Annotated in this window: 17 protein-coding genes; 11 read left to right on the forward strand and 6 right to left on the reverse strand. The window is 71.1% G+C overall.

Translation table 11 applies throughout. From position 1 onward, the window contains the following. Positions 1-154: 154 nt before the first annotated feature. Positions 155-1,327: an RNA ligase RtcB family protein gene (locus tag Prubr_RS25615; RefSeq protein ID WP_246567633.1), complete on the forward strand. Its 1,173-nt coding sequence runs from the start codon at positions 155-157 to the stop codon at positions 1,325-1,327. Then, positions 1,324-1,989: a peptide chain release factor H gene (prfH, locus tag Prubr_RS25620; protein WP_212817485.1), complete on the forward strand. Its 666-nt coding sequence runs from the start codon at positions 1,324-1,326 to the stop codon at positions 1,987-1,989. Before Prubr_RS25615 ends, prfH begins: the two co-directional genes overlap by 4 nt. 7 nt (positions 1,990-1,996) lie before the next feature. Here the strand turns inward: prfH and Prubr_RS25625 are convergent, their stop codons facing one another. Next, a complete protein-coding gene (locus Prubr_RS25625; RefSeq protein ID WP_246567635.1) occupies positions 1,997-2,635 on the reverse strand; it encodes a TetR/AcrR family transcriptional regulator in 639 nt (212 codons plus the stop codon). A 114-nt stretch (positions 2,636-2,749) separates the two neighbouring features. Between Prubr_RS25625 and Prubr_RS25630 the strand changes: the two genes are divergently transcribed. Both Prubr_RS25630 and Prubr_RS25635 read left to right on the forward strand, forming a co-directional pair. Continuing rightward, positions 2,750-3,532, forward strand: coding sequence for an SDR family oxidoreductase (locus Prubr_RS25630; RefSeq protein WP_212817486.1), 783 nt, complete (start codon positions 2,750-2,752; stop codon positions 3,530-3,532). 159 nt (positions 3,533-3,691) lie between these two features. Beyond that, complete coding sequence (locus tag Prubr_RS25635; protein ID WP_212817487.1) at positions 3,692-4,783, forward strand: hypothetical protein; 1,092 nt, start codon at positions 3,692-3,694, stop codon at positions 4,781-4,783. Between the two features lie 48 nt (positions 4,784-4,831). Here the strand turns inward: Prubr_RS25635 and Prubr_RS25640 are convergent, their stop codons facing one another. From Prubr_RS25640 to Prubr_RS25650, 3 genes are all read right to left on the reverse strand, one after another. Next, positions 4,832-5,608, reverse strand: a complete 777-nt coding sequence (locus Prubr_RS25640; protein WP_212817488.1) for a peptidase — start codon at positions 5,606-5,608, stop codon at positions 4,832-4,834. Next, positions 5,605-6,837 (reverse strand): VWA domain-containing protein, encoded by a 1,233-nt coding sequence (locus tag Prubr_RS25645; RefSeq protein ID WP_212828516.1) that lies wholly within the window; start codon positions 6,835-6,837, stop codon positions 5,605-5,607. The genes Prubr_RS25640 and Prubr_RS25645 overlap by 4 nt, the downstream gene beginning before the upstream one ends. A 150-nt stretch (positions 6,838-6,987) precedes the next feature. Further along, positions 6,988-8,013 carry a suppressor of fused domain protein gene (locus Prubr_RS25650; protein ID WP_212817489.1) on the reverse strand — a complete coding sequence of 342 codons (1,026 nt, stop codon included), beginning with the start codon at positions 8,011-8,013 and terminating at the stop codon, positions 6,988-6,990. A 141-nt stretch (positions 8,014-8,154) separates the two neighbouring features. Here Prubr_RS25650 and Prubr_RS25655 point away from each other — a divergent pair, with 141 nt between their 5' ends. The 3 genes from Prubr_RS25655 (at position 8,155) to Prubr_RS25665 (ending at position 10,650) form a co-directional block, all read left to right on the forward strand. Then, positions 8,155-9,237, forward strand: a complete 1,083-nt coding sequence (locus Prubr_RS25655; protein ID WP_212817490.1) for a hypothetical protein — start codon at positions 8,155-8,157, stop codon at positions 9,235-9,237. 59 nt (positions 9,238-9,296) lie between these two features. Beyond that, complete coding sequence (locus Prubr_RS25660; protein WP_212817491.1) at positions 9,297-10,061, forward strand: TIGR03089 family protein; 765 nt, start codon at positions 9,297-9,299, stop codon at positions 10,059-10,061. A 301-nt stretch (positions 10,062-10,362) separates the two neighbouring features. Next, positions 10,363-10,650: a hypothetical protein gene (locus Prubr_RS25665; RefSeq protein WP_212817492.1), complete on the forward strand. Its 288-nt coding sequence runs from the start codon at positions 10,363-10,365 to the stop codon at positions 10,648-10,650. Positions 10,651-10,669: 19 nt separating this feature from the next. Here Prubr_RS25665 and Prubr_RS25670 read toward each other — a convergent pair whose 3' ends face one another. Both Prubr_RS25670 and Prubr_RS25675 read right to left on the reverse strand, forming a co-directional pair. After that, a complete protein-coding gene (locus Prubr_RS25670) occupies positions 10,670-11,974 on the reverse strand; it encodes a TULIP family P47-like protein (protein ID WP_212817493.1) in 1,305 nt (434 codons plus the stop codon). Positions 11,975-12,046: 72 nt separating this feature from the next. Continuing rightward, positions 12,047-13,606 (reverse strand): TULIP family P47-like protein, encoded by a 1,560-nt coding sequence (locus Prubr_RS25675; RefSeq protein ID WP_212817494.1) that lies wholly within the window; start codon positions 13,604-13,606, stop codon positions 12,047-12,049. A 314-nt stretch (positions 13,607-13,920) separates the two neighbouring features. On the opposite strand from Prubr_RS25675, the gene Prubr_RS25680 reads away from it, so the two are divergent. The 4 genes from Prubr_RS25680 to Prubr_RS25695 are packed head-to-tail and all read left to right on the forward strand — an operon-like array spanning position 13,921 to position 18,332. Further along, positions 13,921-14,913 carry a Gfo/Idh/MocA family protein gene (locus Prubr_RS25680; protein ID WP_212817495.1) on the forward strand — a complete coding sequence of 331 codons (993 nt, stop codon included), beginning with the start codon at positions 13,921-13,923 and terminating at the stop codon, positions 14,911-14,913. Between the two features lie 10 nt (positions 14,914-14,923). Then, positions 14,924-15,847 (forward strand): ABC transporter permease, encoded by a 924-nt coding sequence (locus Prubr_RS25685; protein ID WP_212817496.1) that lies wholly within the window; start codon positions 14,924-14,926, stop codon positions 15,845-15,847. Between the two features lie 13 nt (positions 15,848-15,860). Further along, on the forward strand, positions 15,861-16,796 hold the full coding sequence (locus Prubr_RS25690) for an ABC transporter permease (RefSeq protein ID WP_212817497.1): 936 nt from the start codon (positions 15,861-15,863) through the stop codon (positions 16,794-16,796). Positions 16,797-16,817: 21 nt separating this feature from the next. Then, positions 16,818-18,332 (forward strand): ABC transporter substrate-binding protein, encoded by a 1,515-nt coding sequence (locus Prubr_RS25695; protein ID WP_212817498.1) that lies wholly within the window; start codon positions 16,818-16,820, stop codon positions 18,330-18,332. Positions 18,333-18,348 lie beyond the last annotated feature (16 nt).

Consider the following 18,348-nt stretch of genomic DNA (forward strand, 5'->3'; position numbering starts at 1 on the left):
CCGCTTGCCGTACGGCGGTGGGGTCGGCGAAGGTGTTGCCCATGACGTACTGACGGACCGCACCCTGTTTCTCCGCCACCGCACGGCGCGCCGACCGGCGCCCTCGCGTGCGTGTCGCCGTCCGTCCATGCCTTTCCCCGGAAAGAGAACGTCCTTGTCCCAGGAGTCCCGGCCGCGGTCCGACGCGGCCACCGTCACCGTCTTCGCCTCGCCGACGAGCTGGATCGAGTCCGACGCCGTCGCGCAGTGCCACCAGGTCGCCGCCCTCGACGGCATGATCCACGTCGCCGGCATGCCGGACCTGCACCCCGGCAAGGGCGCCCCCATCGGTGCCGCCATGACGTCCACCGTGCTGTATCCGTTCCTGGTGGGGTCCGACATCGGGTGCGGCATCGCCGTCTTCCCGCTCCGGCTCAAGCGCGCCGTACCCGAGAAGCTCGCCGCCCGGTTCCCCGACCTCGACCGCGCGCTGGATCCCGAACGGGACGCCGACGACCCGGCCTGGGCCGTCGTCGAGGGCGACATCCCGGCCGGCCACGTCGAGGGGCTCGGCACCGTCGGCCGGGGCAACCACTTCGTCGAACTGGCCCGGATCGGGACCGTCTTCGTACCGGACCACGCGGGTCGGCTCGGGCTCGCCGCCGGCGATCTCGTCCTCGTCGTCCACAGCGGCTCGCGGGGGCTGGGGGAGCGGATCCTGCGGGCGCACACCGAGGTCCACGGTGCGGGCCCCGCCCCCGATCCCGCCACCTACCTGGCGATGCACGACGCCGCCGTACGGTGGGGATCGCTCAACCGGCGGCTGATGGCCGCCCGGGTCGCCCACGCCCTGGGCGCCGAGCCGACCGCGCCGGTCGTCGACCAGTGCCACAACCTGGTCGAGGTCCGCGACGGCGGCTACCTGCACCGCAAGGGGGCGGCCCCGGGCGACGGCCGCGACGTGCTGATCGCCGGTACGCGGGGGACGCCGTCCTATCTCGTGGCCGCCCACGCCGGGCCGGACGCCAACCATTCGGTGGCGCACGGCGCGGGGCGCAAGATGTCGCGCGCCGACGCCCTGCGCCGCGGCCGGGCCAAGCACACCGTCGAGGAGTTGCGCCGTACGCCGGTGGGGTCGCTGGTGGTGTGCGGCGACCGTCAGCTCCTCTTCGAGGAGGCGCCGACGGCCTACAAACGCATCGAGCAGGTGATCGGCGACCTCGTCGACCACGGCCTGGCCACGCCGGTGGCCACCACGGTGCCGCTGGTCACCTACAAGACGGCCGAGCCGGGGGCCGCGCCGTACCGGGACCGGCGGGACCACCGCCGCGGACGGGGGCGGCGGTGAGCGTCCACCTGCTCATGTCGGCCGGGCGAGGCCCGCAGGAGTGTGCCTGGGCGCTGGTGGAGCTGCTGAGCCGCCTGGAGGCCGACGCCGTCCGGCAGGGCCTGGCGACCGTACGGGCGCAGACCGTGCCCGGTGACCGGCCCGGCACCTACCGGTCGGTCCTGGTCGAGATCTCCGGGCCCGGCGCCGAGGCGTTCGCCGAGTCGTGGACCGGAACCCTGTGCTGGCAGGCCCCCAGCCCCTACCGGGCCGGCGTCGGCCGGAAGAACTGGTACGTCACCGCCCGCCCCTGCGGGGTCGACGTGCCGCGTACGACGTTCGTCGAGGCGGACGTCGACGTCGTCGCCTGCCGCACCGGCGGTCCCGGCGGCCAGCACCGCAACAAGGCCAGCACGGCGGTACGGGCGACCCACCGGCCGTCGGGGATCGTCGTCGTGGTCGACACCGAGCGGGAGTTCGGCCTCAACCGCGGTATCGCCATGCGGCTGTTGCGGCAGCGTCTGGAGCAGCGCGACGAGGCGGCGGAGCGGGCCCTCGGCACGGCCCGCTGGCGTATCCACGACGAGCTGGTACGTGGCAATCCCACCCGTACCGAAAGGCCGGAGACGTCGGGGCGGGACCAGGCCCGGCCGGAGCCGACACGCCGACGTCGCCGCCGCTGAACCGGCGTCAGTGTCCGCCGTGTGGCCCGACGGCGTATCTGGCCTGCAGGGTGCGGGCGGCCTCCTCGACGACGCGGGCCATCGCCGCCTTGCCGGGAGCCCAGTTGACCAACAGCATGCGGGGCCAGAAGACGTAGTCGGAGATCATGCCGAGGAACTGGGTGGCCGCCAGCTCGGGATCGTCGAGTTGCACGGTTCCGGCGGCCGCCTCGGCCCGCAGGTATCGGCAGACCGAGTCGAAGAAGGGCATCTTGCCGAGCTCGAACTGGGTTCGGCCCAGTTCGGGAAAGCGGGATGCCTCGGCGATGACGATCCGGAACAGGTCGGCCATCCCGGGGCGGGTGAGCAGTGCGACGTATCGGCCGCCGATCGTGGTCAGTCCGCCCCGTAGGTCGCCCACCGCGGGCATGAGCTTCTGCTCGTCCTCCATCTTCCAGTATTCGGTGACGATCGCGTCGAACAGTGCCGCCTTGGTGGGGAACTGCTTGAACAGGGTCGCCTTCGACACGTCCGCCTCCGCGGCGATCTTCGCCAGGGACGCGCCGCCGTAGCCGGACCGCAGGAACAGTCTGGTGGCGGCCTCGATGATGGCTGCCCGCTTCTGCTCGGCCATCCGGCGGTGGTAGGTCGACGGCTCCGTGGTCACCGGACCATTATGCCGCTACTGCGAGGTGAGTCACTTGACTCACCTCGCGAGCGGTGGCTAGCCTGGCGAGGCGAGTCACTCGACTCACTATCGCCCTGCGGGAAGGACCGCGTCATGCGCTTCGACAACTCGACCGTGCTCGTCACCGGAGGCGCCGGAGGTATGGGTGCCAGTCACGTGCGCGCCTACCACGAGCGCGGTGCCAACGTCGTGATCGCCGGGGTCCGTGAGGCTGCCGGGCGCGAACTCGCGGCCCAACTCGGCGACCGGGCCCACTACGTCGGGCTGGATGTCACCGACGAGGCGGACTGGACGGCGGCGGTGACCGCCGCGGAGGGCCGCTTCGGGCCGGTGTCGATCCTGGTCAACAACGCCGGCATCCAGAATCCGGCCGTGCCGCTGGAGCACACCGACCGCGACGTCTGGGACCGCACGCTGGCCGTCAACCTCACCGGCAGCTACCTCGGCATCAAGGCTGTCGTGCCGTCGATGCGGCGAGGAGGCGGAGGTGTGATCGTCAACATCGCCTCGACCATGGCCCACGGTGGCACCGCGCTCTTCGGGCCGTACGTCGCGAGCAAGTGGGCGGTGCGTGGCCTCACCAGGACCGCGGCGATCGAGTTGGGGCGCGACAACATCCGGGTCAACTCCATCCACCCCGGCGTCGTCTCGACCCCGCTGATCAACGAACCCCCGGCGCCGGGGCGGCCGGCGATCATCGAGTCCTACTCGCCGGACGCCTTCGCCGTTCCACGGCTCGCCGAGCCCCGGGAGATCACCGATCTGCTGCTCTTCATCACCTCGCCGCAGGCCGCGTTCGCCACCGGATCGGAATTCGTCCTCGACGGCGGGCTGCTGCTCGGTCCGGCGCTGCGGCCCGAACCCGCCGCGGCCTGATCGCCGGCCCGAACCCGCCGCCGCCTGATCGCCGGCTCGCGGTCGGATGGCGACTCGACACAATCCGCACCATGCTGACCGGGTACGAGATCCTGCGCTCCTTGGTGTCGGGAGGTGCGAGCATGACACTCCAATTGATGGCTTTCAATAGGAGGGGCAATGCGTCTGCGTCCACTCGCCCTCATCGTCGCCCTGGTCGCCGCGCTGGCGACGGTCGTACCCGGCACCGCCGAGCCGGCCCGGGCCGCCACCGCCGACCGGTGGGGCTTCGCCCTGGTCGACAACCCGAACGTCCCGGCCTGGACCACGCTGGACACCAACCGCCAGTGGGGCTCCTGGAAGGCGAGCTTCCCCGGGTGGGCCCAGGGCGGCAAGCTCGGCGCCGGCCGGTTCCAGGTCAGGTTCCCGCAGGTCGGCGCCGGCTCGGACGGGGTCGTGCACGTGACCCCGATCAACTCCAACGGGAACTACTGCACGGTGGTGCGATGGTTCCAGGCCGGCCCCGACGAGATCGTCGAGGTGCAGTGCTTCGCGCCGGGCGGCGGCCCCGCCGACACCGCCTTCGCCGTGCTGTGGACCGTCAGCTCCGGAATCGCCCCGCCCAACAGCGGCACGTACGCGTACCTGCGGGCGGCCTCGCCGGACGACGTCCTGACGTACAACTCCACCGGTCTCCCGGTGTCGATCGGACCGATGGGCAACGGAGGCTACCGGGTCAAGCTCAGCGGCGTCGGTTCGGCGCTCGGGCTCGCGGGCAACGTCCAGGTCACCGCCATCGACGCGGCCGGCGCCGCCCGCCGGTGCAAAATCAGTGACTGGTACGCGTTCAACGTCCTGGACATCGCGGCCGACGTCGCCTGCTACGACTCGGCCGGCAAGCCGACCGAGACCGCCTTCAGCCTGTCCTACCACCGGCAGCGCGCCGTCTTCGGTTCGTTCACCCCGCCGAGATACTTCGGCTACTACTTCCCGTTCGTCAGCCAGGCCAACTACAACAACCCGGGCGGCGGCATGGGCGTCAACACCATCTACACCGTCGCGCCCGGCTACTACCGGGTCCGCTACCCGCTCCTCGCCCTCGCCCAGACCCACGCGCAGGTCGTGGCGATGGGCACCGGGTCCGACTACTGCCACCTCGCCGAGCCGTGGAGCCACCTCGGCCCCACCGCCGAGGTCGGGGTGGCCTGCTACGACAACGCGGGCCTGCCGATCGACCAGCGCTTCCTGTCCACGTTCACCTCGAAGGACTGACCCGCGACCGGCCGGCGGCCGCCACCCGGCGGCCACCGGCCGGTCCGGTCACGGCCGGCGGGGACGGCGGGTCAGCGCGAAGCCGACCACGCCCGCGACGGCGGCCAGGACGCCGCCGATCGCGCTCCAGACCCAGCGCGAGCCGAGGTCCGGCAGCCAGTCGAAGAATCCGGTCCCGTTCTCCTCTTCCTGCTGCGCCACCGGCTCGGCGTTCAGCACCGCACCGGCCTTGGTGTTCGGCACCAGCGGCGCCTTCAGTTCGCCGTCGTCACGCGAGCCGCTGGCATCGGCACTGACCAGCAGCTCCACGTCGACGGGCAGGCCGAGGTCGGCCTCCGGCAGTTCGGTCACCGACAACCGGACGTAGTACGTCCCGGGCAGCGGGTCGGCCGACCACGGCTCGGCCCAGGACCGCACCTGACGCAGCGCGCAGCCGAGCGCCACGCTGGTGGCGGACGCGTCGGCGGTGGGCGTCTGCGCGCCGGCCGTGCAGGACTGCCGCCGGCGCAGCCCGTCGAAGACCTCGACCGTCCAGGTTGACGGGCCGGTGCGCGAATCCGGGAACGACACGGTCGCGGTGATCTCGTGCCGTTCGCCGGCCGCGGCCGGGAACGACCAGTACAGGTAGTCGCCGGTGGCGGCGTCCACCCGGACCGGCTGCCCGGCGGCGATGCCGGTGGCGGTCAGGAACGACGTACCGGCGCGGGTGACCGGGGTGGCACCGGGCGACGGGGTGGGCGCGGCCTGCGCCGGCACGGGTACGGCCAGCAGGACGAGGCCGGCGGCCGTCAGTGCCGCCGCGGTGCGGATCGTCGGGGTGCTCATCGGTTCTCCCTCCAGGTGGCTACCCACCAGCGGGTGAGCAGGCCGGTGACCAGTCCGGTGAGCAGGCCCGCCACGGTCAGCAGCACCAACAGCACCCAGCCCCGCCCCAGGTCGGGCGCTGTCGGGGCGGGCGAGGAGGCGACCACGTCCACGGTCAGCTCGACCGGCATGCCGGGGGTCGCCTGGGTGCCCTGGCGCGGCGCGAACGCGTTGCTCACCACCAGGCAGACCATGGTGGCCTCGACGGTGGTGCCGGTGTCGGGCGTCGGCGACGCCTCGTCCGTCGGCTCCTCACCCCCCGACCAGCGCAGGCCCGCGGAAACCACGTCGGTACGGCCGCTGCCCGCGTCCACCCCGCGGACCAGTTCCCGCCCGTCGGTGGCGGTGGCCCGCAGCAGCACCGCGTAGTCGGGGTTGACCGGCCGGTCCAGCGCCATGCTGACCGACACCCGCAGCTCCTGGTCGGGCAGGACCGGCACCCGGTACCAGCGGTGCTCCGAGAACGCCGCCCGGTCGCTGTACACGCCGGGGGCGAGCAGCGGGGCGCCGTCGCACGCCGACTTGCCGGCGACGACGGCCGGCGCGGCGGTGTGGGTGTCCTTCGCCCGGTCGACCAGCTGTTTGATCCGGCTGGTCAGCTCGTCGGCGCGCTGCACCGCGGTGTACGTGCCGCCGGTGGCCTCGGCGATGCAGAGCAGCTGCCGGCGTACCTTCTCGTCCGGGGCCAGGCCCAGCGTGTCGACGACCAGCTTCGTACCCTGGGCGGCCAGCTCCCGGGCCACCTCGCAGGGGTCCGGCGGGGCGCAGGTGTCCTCGCCGTCGGTGATCAGCACGATCCGGCGGGCGGTCGTGCCCGTGCCGAGGTCCTTGGCGGCCTCCCGCAGGGCCAACCCGACCGGGGTGAACCCGGTCGGCCGCAGCGTCGCCACGGCGGCCTTCGCCTGCACCCGGTCGACCGGGCCGACCGGCACGATCTGCTGGGTGTCCTGGCAGCCCTTCGCCTTGTCGTTGCCCGGGTACGTCGCACCGAGCACCCGGATGCCGAGCTGGGTCTCGTCGGGCAGCGCGTCGACCACCTCGTTGAACGCCTGCTGGGCCACGGAGATCCGGCTGCGCCCGTCGATGTCATCGGCCCGCATCGAACCGCTGACGTCGAGCACCAGCTCGACCTTCGGTGGTTCGGCCGGCGGCTCCTCCTCCGCGAGGGCCGGTGCCGGACCACCCAACATGGTCACCGCCAACAGTCCGATAAGGACGATTGTTGCGCGTTTCTTGTTGATCACCGGCGAAGTGTAGGTTGTGTCCACTTCAGAATGACCCCGGGGTGGCCCCGCCCACCGGTGGCGCCGGGCCGTACGCTGAACCGCCCCGGTCGCCGGTCAGGCCGGGGGAGGGAACGTGAACCGGCGGGTGGCCGGGGCGACGCGGAGCTGCAGGCCGGGTGTGCCGGCCGGCCGGTAGGTGCCCGCGCCGGATCGCAGCGCCGTGGCGACCTCGGTCGCCGCGTCGGCGGGCAGCCGTATCCCGAGAACGTCGAAGCGCCCGGGGGCGGCCGCGAACTCCTCGCCCGGCCCGAACTTCACCCCCTTGTCGAAGGGGTTCACGGTCAGGTCGCGGCCGTACGGCAACCGGAGTGGCAGCAGGCGACCGGCATGCTCCGCGGCGGCCACGTCGAGGGTCACCGTCGTGACGCCGTCCTCGATACGCCAGTTCGCCTTCTTCGCCGGGATGAGCGCCCTGGAGGAGCCGTCCCGCCGTACGCCTTCCTCGATGACGGCGGCGACGCCGGGATCGGCGGTGAGGTCGGTCCGGTCGAGGTCGGTGACCAGCAGCGGCAGTGACGGACGCAGTGCGTCGAGCAGTCGCCGCGCGTCCCACCGGTCGATGACCGCGTACTCCTGCGGGGTGAGGCCGACGATCTGGAGGAACTGCACCGTTCCGTGCGGCGTGTCGATGGTGCCGAGTTCGGGGTCCTCGGCGAACGCCACCGCGCGGATCGCGGTGTCCGGCCGGGCCGTCGAGATCGGCCCGTTCACCTGCAGGTGGCTGCCGGGGACGAACGGCGCCTGACGGGCGTACACGTTGCGGGCCAGGTTCTGCATGAAGCTCAGCGCCCAGGTCGGTGGCTCGTCGTCACCGGCGGCGCGGGCGACCCGGATGGTGAACTCGAAGCCCCACCCGGACTCCTCCTCGTCCGGCGACCTCTTCTCGTGCAGGTCGGACATGCCGTAGCCGACCAGGTGCCAGTGGTCGTCGCGCGGGTAGAGGCTGATGCCGTCGAGCGGGTCCCGGCCACCCGCCGCGTACGGCAGCCCGGAGGCGTGGTGCAGCGGCCGTACGCCGGGATAGCGGCGGTCGAGAGCGGCGTCGATGGCGTCCCAGCCGGGTGAGGTCGGTTCGGTCATGATCGGCGACTGTACCGCTGGTGGGCGACACCGCCGTGGTCACGGGATCGGCATGCCCGTTCTCCATCTGAGGATCGTGGGTGTCGACGGTCGGCGGTCGCGATGCTAGCGTCCAATCGACCAGTTTCGATTGGAGTGGCCATGCGACTGCGCCCGTTCGTCCTCGTCGTGGCGCTGGTCGCGGCACTCGTGCCGGGCGTCGCCGGTCCGGCCCGGGCCGCCGTCGCCAACAGTTGGGGCTTCGCGCTCGTCACCGACCCCACCGTCGCGTCGTGGACCACGCTGGACACCACCCGCCAGTGGGGCAGTTGGAAGACCACGGCGCCCGATCTCTGGGCCGAGGGCGGCAAGGTCAGCACGGGGGTGTTCCAGGTCAGGTTTCCGCGCATCGGGTCGAGCAGCCTGGGGATCGCGCACGTGACCCCGGTGAACAGTGCCGGCCACTACTGCGCCGTCATCCAGTGGTACGAGGTGACGCCGGACCAGATCGTCCTCGTGCAGTGCCGCGCCCCCGGGGGTGTTCTCACCGACACCGCCTTCTCCGTCATGTGGACCTACCGGGTCAGCTACGCGCCCACCGCCACCACCTACGCCTACCTGCACTACCGCGACCAGGAGAACCGCGTCGTGCACTCGCACAGTTCGCTCCAGGGCATGGTCCTGGCGGGGCGTTCGTCGACCGGCACCTATCAGGTCCGGCTGTACCGGGTCGGAGCCGCCGCGATCCCCGCCGGGAACGTGCAGGTGACCGCCGTGCAACGCCAGGCGGTCCCGCGCCGGTGCAAGGTGACGAACTGGATGTTCGAGGGGACCGACATTCTGGCCGAGGTCACCTGTTACGACCAGCAGGGCAGGGTCACGTGGAGCGACTTCACCCTGTCCTACCACCGTGGCCGGTCGGTGACCGCGTCGCTCGGCACACCGCAGAACTTCGGCTACTTCCACCACTGGCGGTACGACGCGAACCACAACAGCGTCACCGGCGTCGGCGGCAACACGATCAGCACCGTCACGCCCGGCCGCTTCACCGTGCGCTATCCGCAACTCGGCGTCGAACAGACCCACGCGCAGGTGGTCGCCGAAGGACCCGGCCCGAACTACTGCAACCTGGCCCAGCCCTGGACGCACGTTGGCACCGACGCCGAACTCGACGTCATCTGCTTCGACAACGCCGGCAACCCGGTCGGCAGCCGCATCATGGCGGCTTTCACCTCGAGGACCTGAGGCCTCCGACCCGGGATAGGGTGGGCCGGACCACTGGCCGCCGACGCGGGAGTTGCCGGATGCACTCGACGAGCGCCGCCCACGCCCCGCCGATCGCCGACGACCCGGGAGTCGGCCGCCCGCTGCTGACCTATCTCGACGGTGCCACCGGCGAGCGGACCGACCTCAGCGCGGCGGCGCTCGGCGGCTGGGCCGCCCGGACCGCGAGCATGTTGCGCGACGGTTGCGGGTTGACCGCCGGTGACCGGGTCGCCGTCCTGCTGCCTCCACACTGGCAGACCGCGGCCGTGCTGCTGGGTGCCTGGTCCGCCGGCATCACCGTGTCGTTCCGGCCCTGGGCGTCGGCCGGGTTGGCACCCCTCGACGCGAGCCCGGAAGAGCCGCTGGACGCGGTGTTCGTGGCGCGGCGTCGGCTGGACAGCTGGCTGGAGACGGTGCCGGCGGCGCGACACCGGTTCGTGCTCGGTCTCGCGGCCGACGGCGCCGCGCTGGACGAGGTGCCCGGCGGTTACCGGGACTACGCCGCCGAGGTACGTCGCTATCCGGACGTCCCGCCGGCGTACCAGGCGATCCGGGGCGATGACCCGGCCAGCCCGGACGGCACGAGCTATGAGGAGTGGGCCCGGTTTGCCGGCGAACTCGCCGCCATGTGGGGCCTACGCCGGGGAGACCGGGTCCTGGTGGACGTCGCGCGGCACGAGGAGCCCGCCAAGTGGCTGCTCGCGCCGCTGTCGGCCGGGGCGTCGATCGTGCTGTGCGCCAACCTCGACCGCGCCGACCTCGACGCCCGCGTCGCCGCCGAGGGCATCACCCGGGTGCTCTAGTCGGCAGACCGCCCACCTTGCGACCGAACGTATGTGGTGAACATTCCGCGCCGTTCTGTATCGTGGCCGCAACGCAACGTACGGGGCGTCTTCGATGGATGACGGGTTTTCTCGGCGGAGGCGATCGTTGTATGAGCTACGTACGGCGGCTTCTCGGATTGTCCGGAGTGTTGGCGATGCTGGCTTCGGTCGGCTGCGCGGCGCCCGGGGGCGGACCTCGTCTCCGACCACGGCGCCGGCCGCGCCTCCCGCGGCGGCCTTCATCACGGTCGTCGGTGAGCGCGTCTACATGCAAGCCCTCATGAAGGACGCCACCCTGGTGGTGACGGACGGCTGCGTCTGCGTGGTTCAGCCGCCGGACACGCCCGTGGTGCACCTGAAGTTCCGGCTCGCCTTTTTCGAAGGGACGACGATGGATGGGGAGACCATCACCATCCCGGAAGGCGGGCAGGCCAGGATCGGGGACACCGTCGACCTCGGAGGTGGTGGATTCTTCGATCTGGAGTCGCTCCCGGAGAACCTCCGGGTTCCCGCGGCCTGCGACCTTGATCTTCCTATCTGGTCGGCAACGGACATGAAGGTCGTCTGAACCGCGCCGGCGGTCCCGCTCACGCCGCCTCGACTGTTGCCGGCTGCCGGGAGACCGTGCCGCGCAGGCAGAGAGAACCGTCCAGGCGGGCGGTGGTCACGTCGAGGTCGGTGGCGCCGGCCCACCGGACCGCGCGGGGCGTACGGGCGATGGTCAGCCCCTGGCCGGCGAGCGTGTTCAGCGCGTTGGCCAGTTCCTTGGCGATCTGCTGCACCACCAGTTCGGTGATCTCCTCGGCGATCAGCCCGAGCAGGAAGAAATACCAGGGAATCTTCGTCTGGTGCGTGCCGGACGGCCGCGGATCCGGCGCGAACGCGATGTCCCGGGTCACCGGGTCGAAGATCAGCGGGTTGCGGGCGATCACCTCGAAGCTCATCGTGATGCCCGCCTTCAGGTCGCAGGTACCGCGTACGTAGGTCTGCACCGCGTCCGCGACCGCCACGACCTCCAGGCCGGTCAGCACCGGCGTGTACGTGATCGCCCCGACGGTGACGGGGTGGGTCGCGATGTCCCGCCGGTTGCGCAGCGAGTGCGTCTGCGGGTCCAGGCGGTAGTCCCCGGGACCGCCCCCGTACGCGGCCGGCAGCACCGGCGCGACGACGTTCGCCAGGAACAGGTCCGCGGAGACGGCGAAGCCGCGCCGCTGCCCGTCCCCGGGGATGATCGCGTCGTCCACGTGCCGGTCGAGGCCGGCGGTCGACCGGTCGCCGGTCACCGACAGCACGGCCAGGAAGCTACGGCTGGTACGCCCCTGGCGCACCAGCGTGTGGCCGGACCGCACCGGCGCCAGCCAGCTGTCGGTGTGGGGTGGCACCAGGTCGATCGTGGCGAACGCGAACGACACCGCGGCCCGCCGTTCGACCAGGCAGGTGGCGATCAGGTGACCCAGCCGGGCCCGGTCGTCGGGGTCGAGCCGGCCCTGCGGGTCCAGCACGGTCACCACGGAGACGTCGCCGTCCCCGTCGCCCACCTGGCGTAGCGCGAGGCGCAGGCCCCGGGTACGCGCGGACGGCTGCTCGTCGACGATCTCCAGCGGTACCCGCAGCACCACCGAGACGCCGGAGAGGTCGGTCTCGTACTCGTCGTCGCGTACCCGGACCCACAGCGTGCCGTCGGCGATCGGCAGGGTGAGGTCGAGCAGGTCGCCGGAGCCGCCCGACGCGACCCGCCAGGCGCCGAACCGGCCCCACGCCCGGGCGGCGGTGGCACCGTCGTACCCGATGTCGAAGTCCTCGACGACCTTGCTCCCGGCGGTGGCGAGGGCGGCGTTGACCTCGTCGACGTCCACCACGTCGACGGTGTCCCAACCGTAGGTGCTGATCATGGCGAGTCTCCTGTCTCCGTGGTTCGCACCGCGTCGGGGCGGGCGGCCCGTGCCGCCCGCCCCGGAGCGCGGTCACTTGATGGCGTACTCGCCGCCGAGCTGGAACGACCCGATCAGGCGGGCCTTGTCCAGTTGGAAGCCGGACGTGCGCGGCCAGGTGATGGGGGCGGTCGCGTTCTGCGCGAGCAGATTGAGCGGGGGCAGCGACTCGGCCGCCTTGCCGCCGATCACGTCCTCGATGAGCTTGATGGTCAGCTCGATCAGGCCGGCGACGATGGCGATCACGATGCAGGCCGCGATCTTCTGGCTGACCTTCTCGATGACCTCGCCGGCGACGGCCGAGGCCACCGCGGCGGCCAGCACGATGACCCACTGCATGATCTCGATGCCGATGTCGGTCTCGATGGTGTGGAAGACGTACGGGTCCCGGCTCTGCTCGTAGTCCAGCGTCTGGGTGCCGTCCGGCTTGTCCACCACGATCAGCTTCTGGTACGTCGTCGTGTCGATCACCGCCCGGATTCCGGGGCTGATGTCCACCTTGGCGAGGGTGCGGATCTGGATCTCCTCACCGACGACCTGGAGCACGAAGGAGTTCACGTACGGCGTGTAGTCGATCGCGCCGACCCGGACGGCCTTCATCTTCAGCTTGCCGACGTTCTCGATGACGTTCTGGCTGTCGTTGAGCCGGAACGACGAGTCGGTCGCGTCCTCGAAGGACTTGGGCAGGCCGGGCTTGACCACGTTGCTGAGGAAGCGGGCCAGGCTGATGGTGAAGCCGGCCCGGCTACCGGCCGGAATCGCCCCGGACGGCAGCGACCAGTTGAGGTTCGTGTCCGGGTTGTTCTGGGTCATGCAGAGGACCCCGAAATAGCTGCTCTCGTCGTCCGTGCCGTTCTGGTACGCGTACCCGTGCGAGGTCGGCGACAGCCACTGGAACTGGTCGTCGGCGGCCTTCGCGTTGAGGTCCACGCTGGCGAACACGTGCGTGAACGCCTCCAGGTGGTTGTTGAACCACTGGTTCAGCGCGCCCAGCATCAGCGCCATCTCGTCCTCGTCCGGATCCCAGGACAGGACCAGGCTGCGGACCGAGGCGGGCGGGTCGTCGTCGGTGCTGGACAGGGTGTTGACCCGCAGGTTGTCCGTGCTCACCGCCGGGTTCTCGGCCGCCCGGGCGCCGTCCTGCGGCAGATACCGCAGCTTGACCGCCACGTACGCGGTCGCGTCGTCCAGCGAGAAGTCGTCGGTGTAGTACGTGACCACGCCGCTGGTGATCCGCACCTTCAGGTAGACGATCTCGCCGCTGCCGCCCCGGCTCATCTGCCAGACGCCGAAGTCGCCGTGCAGGCCGTAGTTCTTCTTCTCGTTGATCACCTGCTGGAAGGTGGCCGGCCACTTGGCCTCCCGCTCGATCACCCGGTTCGCGTCGCTGAGCCGGATGGCGTAGCAGGTGTCCCAGTTGTCGATCAACACCTCCTGTAACCGGGGCGGGTGCACGTCCCGGCGCTGGAACAGCTCCGGGATCTCCTGCCTCGGCTCCAGCAGACGGTACTTGCGGGCCAGCTTCGCGGCGTTCGGGTCGATGTCCGCGATCCGCCGGGCATTGCGTACCGCCGGGGTGGTGGTGATGGTCATGGCTTCCTCTTCTCGTCGTCCGTCGCGGCCTGTGCCGCGGCGGTCCGTCCGGATACGCAAAGGAGAGGGGCGGGCGGACCCGGGAGATACCGGCGGTCGGATGCCTGCCATTTCGGTATCTGCGTGGTCGTGCGATGCGGTGGCGGACGGGCGGGCGCCGCCGCCCGGGACATCGACGGCCGGCGACGAATCCGCAGGTCACCGCCGAGTTTGTGGGGCCCGGACCCTTGCCCCCCACTCCGAGTAGGTGTAGAACTATCCCAGCTAGGTACACACCTAGCTTTCATCTGGTTTGCAACAGTTGGAGGTCTGGCGTGGACCGCCTCAGGATCGGTGTCGTCGGAATCGGGGTCCAGGGACAGCTGCATGCCCGCGCGCTGCGCGACGTACGGCAGGCGGAACTGGTCGCCGTCGCCGACGTGTCGCCGCGTAACCGCGACTGGGCGCAGAGCAACCTCGGGGTCCGCGCCGTCGCGAACCTCGGCGACCTGCTCGACGACGTCGACGCGGTCAGCATCTGCACCCCCGACCACCTGCACGAGGACGCGACCCTCGCCGCCCTCGCGGCCGGCAGGCGGGTGCTGCTGGAGAAGCCGATGGCGCTGTCCACGGCGAGCTGCGACCGGATCATCGCCGGTTGCCCCGACCCGGACGCGCTGATGATCGGCCACGTGCTGCGCTTCGACCCGCGCGTGATCCGGCTGCGCGAGATCGTGCGGTCCGGCGAACTCGGCGACATCTGGCACGTCAAGGTCTGGCGCTGCACCTCGCAGGCCGTCGGCCAGGGAATCTGGGACCGCACCTCGGTCGCCTGGTTCCTCGGCATCCACGACGCGGACCTGGTCCGCTTCGTGACCGGCCGGGACGTCGAGGTCACCGGTGCCGTCGGTCGCAAGGTGCTGTCGCCCAGCCACGACGTCGTGCACGCGACGATCCGCTTCGACGACGGAGCGATCGGCACGATGGAGAACAACTGGACGCTGCCGCACTCCCGGCCGTCGCGCGCCGACGCCGGCCTGCGGATCGTCGGCGAGCACGGCATCCTCGAGATGAACCTCTCGCACAACGACCTCATGTACGCCCGCCGCGACGGGGTGGCGAGTTTCCAGGACACCTACTTCTGGCCGAGCCGCGAGGGTGGCGGCGGCTATAACCTGCGTACCGAACTGGAAGCCTTCGTCGACGCGGCCCTGACCGGCGGACCCACCCCGGTCAGCGGCGCGGAGGGCCGGGCCGCGGTCGCCGTCGTCGAGGACATCGAGGCGGCCCTGGCCGACGGTCCGGCGGCGTCGCCGTCCGGGCGCTGAGGAACCGGCGATGCTGCGGTTTGCGATCCGTCGCCTCGCGATCTCGGCGCTGGTCCTGTTCGGCGCGGCGACGATCGTGTTCTTCGCGATGCGCGAGGTCGACGGCGACCCGGCGATCAACCAGCTCGGACCCGACGCGGACCCCGCGGCCGTCGAGGCGCTGCGCCGCGAGTACGGCCTGGACGCCTCACCGGTGGTGCAGTACGTCCGCTTCCTCCAGCGGGCCGCGACCTTCGACTTCGGCGAGTCGTTCCGGCTCAACGACGCCGCGACGAGCCTGGTCCTCACCCACCTGACGGCGACGGCCGCGCTGGCGGCGACCGCCTTCGCCATCGCCATCGTCGTCGGGTTCGCGCTGGGCACGCTGGCCGCGATCCGCCCGAACGGGTTCTTCGACCGGGTGGTGTCGGTGCTGTCGATGCTGACCCAGTCGCTGCCGTCGTTCTGGGTCGGCATCATGCTGATCCTGATCTTCTCCCGGTTCCTGCACCTGCTGCCCAGCTCCGGTGCGGGATCACCGGCGGCGATGGTCATGCCCGCGGTCACGTTGGCGCTGCCGCTGCTCAGCGTCGTCCTGCGGCTGGTCCGCTCGGGTCTGCTCGACGTGCTGCACGAGGACTACGTCGTCACCGCCCGCGCCAAGGGGCTGTCGGAGACCCGGGTCGTCGGCTGGCACGCGATGCGCAACATGCTGATCCCGGTCGTCACCGTGGCCGGCCTGGAGTTCGGCAGCCTGCTGGGCGGCGCGGTGATCGTCGAGACGGTCTTCGCCTGGCCCGGCGTCGGCCGGCTGATGACCGACGCCATCGCCGCCCGCGACTACTCGGTCGTGCAGGCGTGCGTGATCACCGTCGCCGCCATCTTCATCGTCATCAACCTGGTCGTCGACCTGCTGTACGTGCGGCTGGACCCGCGCGTACGCGAGAGCGTCTGAGGAGGTGGCCGACATGACCGATCCCGCATCCGCGTCCGTGGCGCTCGGGGCACCGGGCCAACCCGTCGAGGTCGAGAAGCCCGACGACGGCGGGCAGCCGGTCGGCACCCCGCGCCGGCGCCGTCGCCGGCTGCGCCTGTGGATCCCGCTCGGGGTGATCGCGGCCTACGTGGTGGCGGGCGTGATCGGGCCGATCCTCGCCCGGTACGACCCCATCGCCACCTCCGTCACCGACCGGCTGCTGCCACCGGGCAGCCGGCTCTCCGACGGCAGCCTGGCCCTGCTCGGCACCGACCAGGTCGGCCGCGACCTGCTGCCCCAGATCATGCAGGGCGCCCGGGTCTCGATCCTGGTCGGCGCGGCGACCCTGCTGCTGGCCGGCCTCGTCGGCGCCGCGATCGGCATCATCTGCGGCTATCTCGGCGGGATCGTCGACGCGATCCTCATGCGGCTGGCCGACATCCAGCTCGCCTTCCCGTCGATCCTGCTCGCCGTCTTCGTCGCGGCCGTCCTCGGCTCCAGCGTCACGAACGTCGTACTGACCCTGTCCATCACCACCTGGCCGATCTTCGCCCGGGTCGCCCGGGCACAGACCCTGGCGACCAGGTCCAGGGATTTCGCCAACGCGGCACGCACCCTCGGTGCCGGCGCGTGGCACGTCGTACGGCACTGCGTGCTGCCGGCGGTCGTCAGCCCACTGCTGGTCATCGCCACCGTCCAACTCGGATTCGTCATCGTCGCCGAGGCGTCGCTGAGCTTCCTGTCGCTGGGCATCCCGCCCGGCACGCCGAGCTGGGGCACCACCATCGCCAACGGCCGCGACTACCTGGCCAGCGCCTGGTGGATCGCCACCATCCCCGGACTCGTCCTGGCCGTCTTCGTCGTCTGCGTCGGCGTGCTCGGCGACGAACTGCGGGACCGCTCCGATCCGAACCTCGCCACCCGGTAACCGTCAGTGAAGTGAGATGACATGAGATCTCTGACCGCCCGCCTCGGTGCGTTGGCTCTCGCCGGCGTACTCGGACTGACCGCCTGCTCCTTCGAATCCGACAGCTCGACCGGTGACAGCACCGGCGCCACCACACTGCGGGTGGCGAACCCGACGCCGGTGGTGTCGCTGAACCCGTTCGCGGCGAACTCCGCCGACCAGCCCACCCTCACCGTCGTCCAGGAGGTCTTCGAGACCCTGGTCGTGCGCGAGAACGGCGAGATCGCCCCGAAGCTCGCCGAGAGCTGGACCAACCCCGACCCGCTGACCTGGCAGTTCGTGCTGCGCAAGGACGTCACGTTCGCCGACGGCACCCCGATGACCAGCGCCGACGCCAAGGCGTCGCTCCAGGCGCTGATCGACGGCAAGGGCCCGCTGGCCGGCCTGTGGGCCACCGTCGACGAGATCGGCACCCCCGACGAGCACACCCTGACGATCCACACCAGCAGCGCGCTGGGCACTGTGCTGAGCAACCTCACCCTGCTCTGGATCGCCCCGGCCGCCAAGCTCGCCGACAGCGCGTTCTTCAACGCCCCGTACGGCACCGGACCGTTCAAGGTCTCGTCGTTCACCGCCGGGCAGAGCGTCGAACTGGCCCGCAACGACAACTACCGGGGCGAGCAGCCGAAGCTCGAAACCATCTCGTACCGCTACATCCCCGAGGTCTCCGGCCGGGTGACCGCCCTTTCGAACAACGAGATCGACGTGACCTGGGGGCTGCCGCCGGACCAGTTGACCGGCCTGCGCGGCAACGACGCGCTGACCGTCGAGTCGTTCCCCACCTACGCCAACTACTACATCTGGTTCAACAGCTCCCGTGAGCCGTTCACCGACGCCCGGGTCCGGCAGGCGATGTGGCACGCCGTCGACTTCGGCAAGATCAGCAGCTCGCTGTTCGACCAGGCCGGCACCCCCGCCACCGGACCGCTGCCCGACGCCATCTTCGGCGCCGCCGGGCAGAACCCGTACGCCTACGACCCGGCCAGGGCCAAGCAGCTGCTCACCGAGGCCGGCTACCCGAACGGGTTCAGCACCTCGATGATGTGGAGCGCCGGCTGCTGCACCAACGGCAACTCGTTCGCCGACGCGATGATCAGCGACTGGGCCAAGGTCGGCATCGTCGTCAAGCCCGAGGAACTGGAACGGGCCACCTGGCTGGACAAGCTGCTCAAGCTCGACTGGGACAGCACGATGACCACCGGCAGCACGATCACCGGCGACGCCGACTTCACCCTGGCCCGGCTCTACCTGTCGACCGCCAACCGCAACGGCTACGCCAACCCCGAACTCGACCGGATCCTGCTGGCCGCCCGCGCCGAGATCGACCAGGACAAGCGGGCCGACCTGTACGCCCAGGCCGGCAAGATCGTCTGGGACGACGCGGTCGGCATCTTCCCGCTCGACCTCAGCGGCAACGTCGTACTGCGCAAGGGCGTCGAAGGGTTCACCCCGACCCCGAACGACCTGCCCGACTTCGCCGGCGTCTCGGTGCGCTGAGCCGGCACCCGCGTCA

Origin of the sequence: Polymorphospora rubra (assembly GCF_018324255.1) — a bacterium.
GTDB lineage: Bacteria > Actinomycetota > Actinomycetes > Mycobacteriales > Micromonosporaceae > Polymorphospora > Polymorphospora rubra.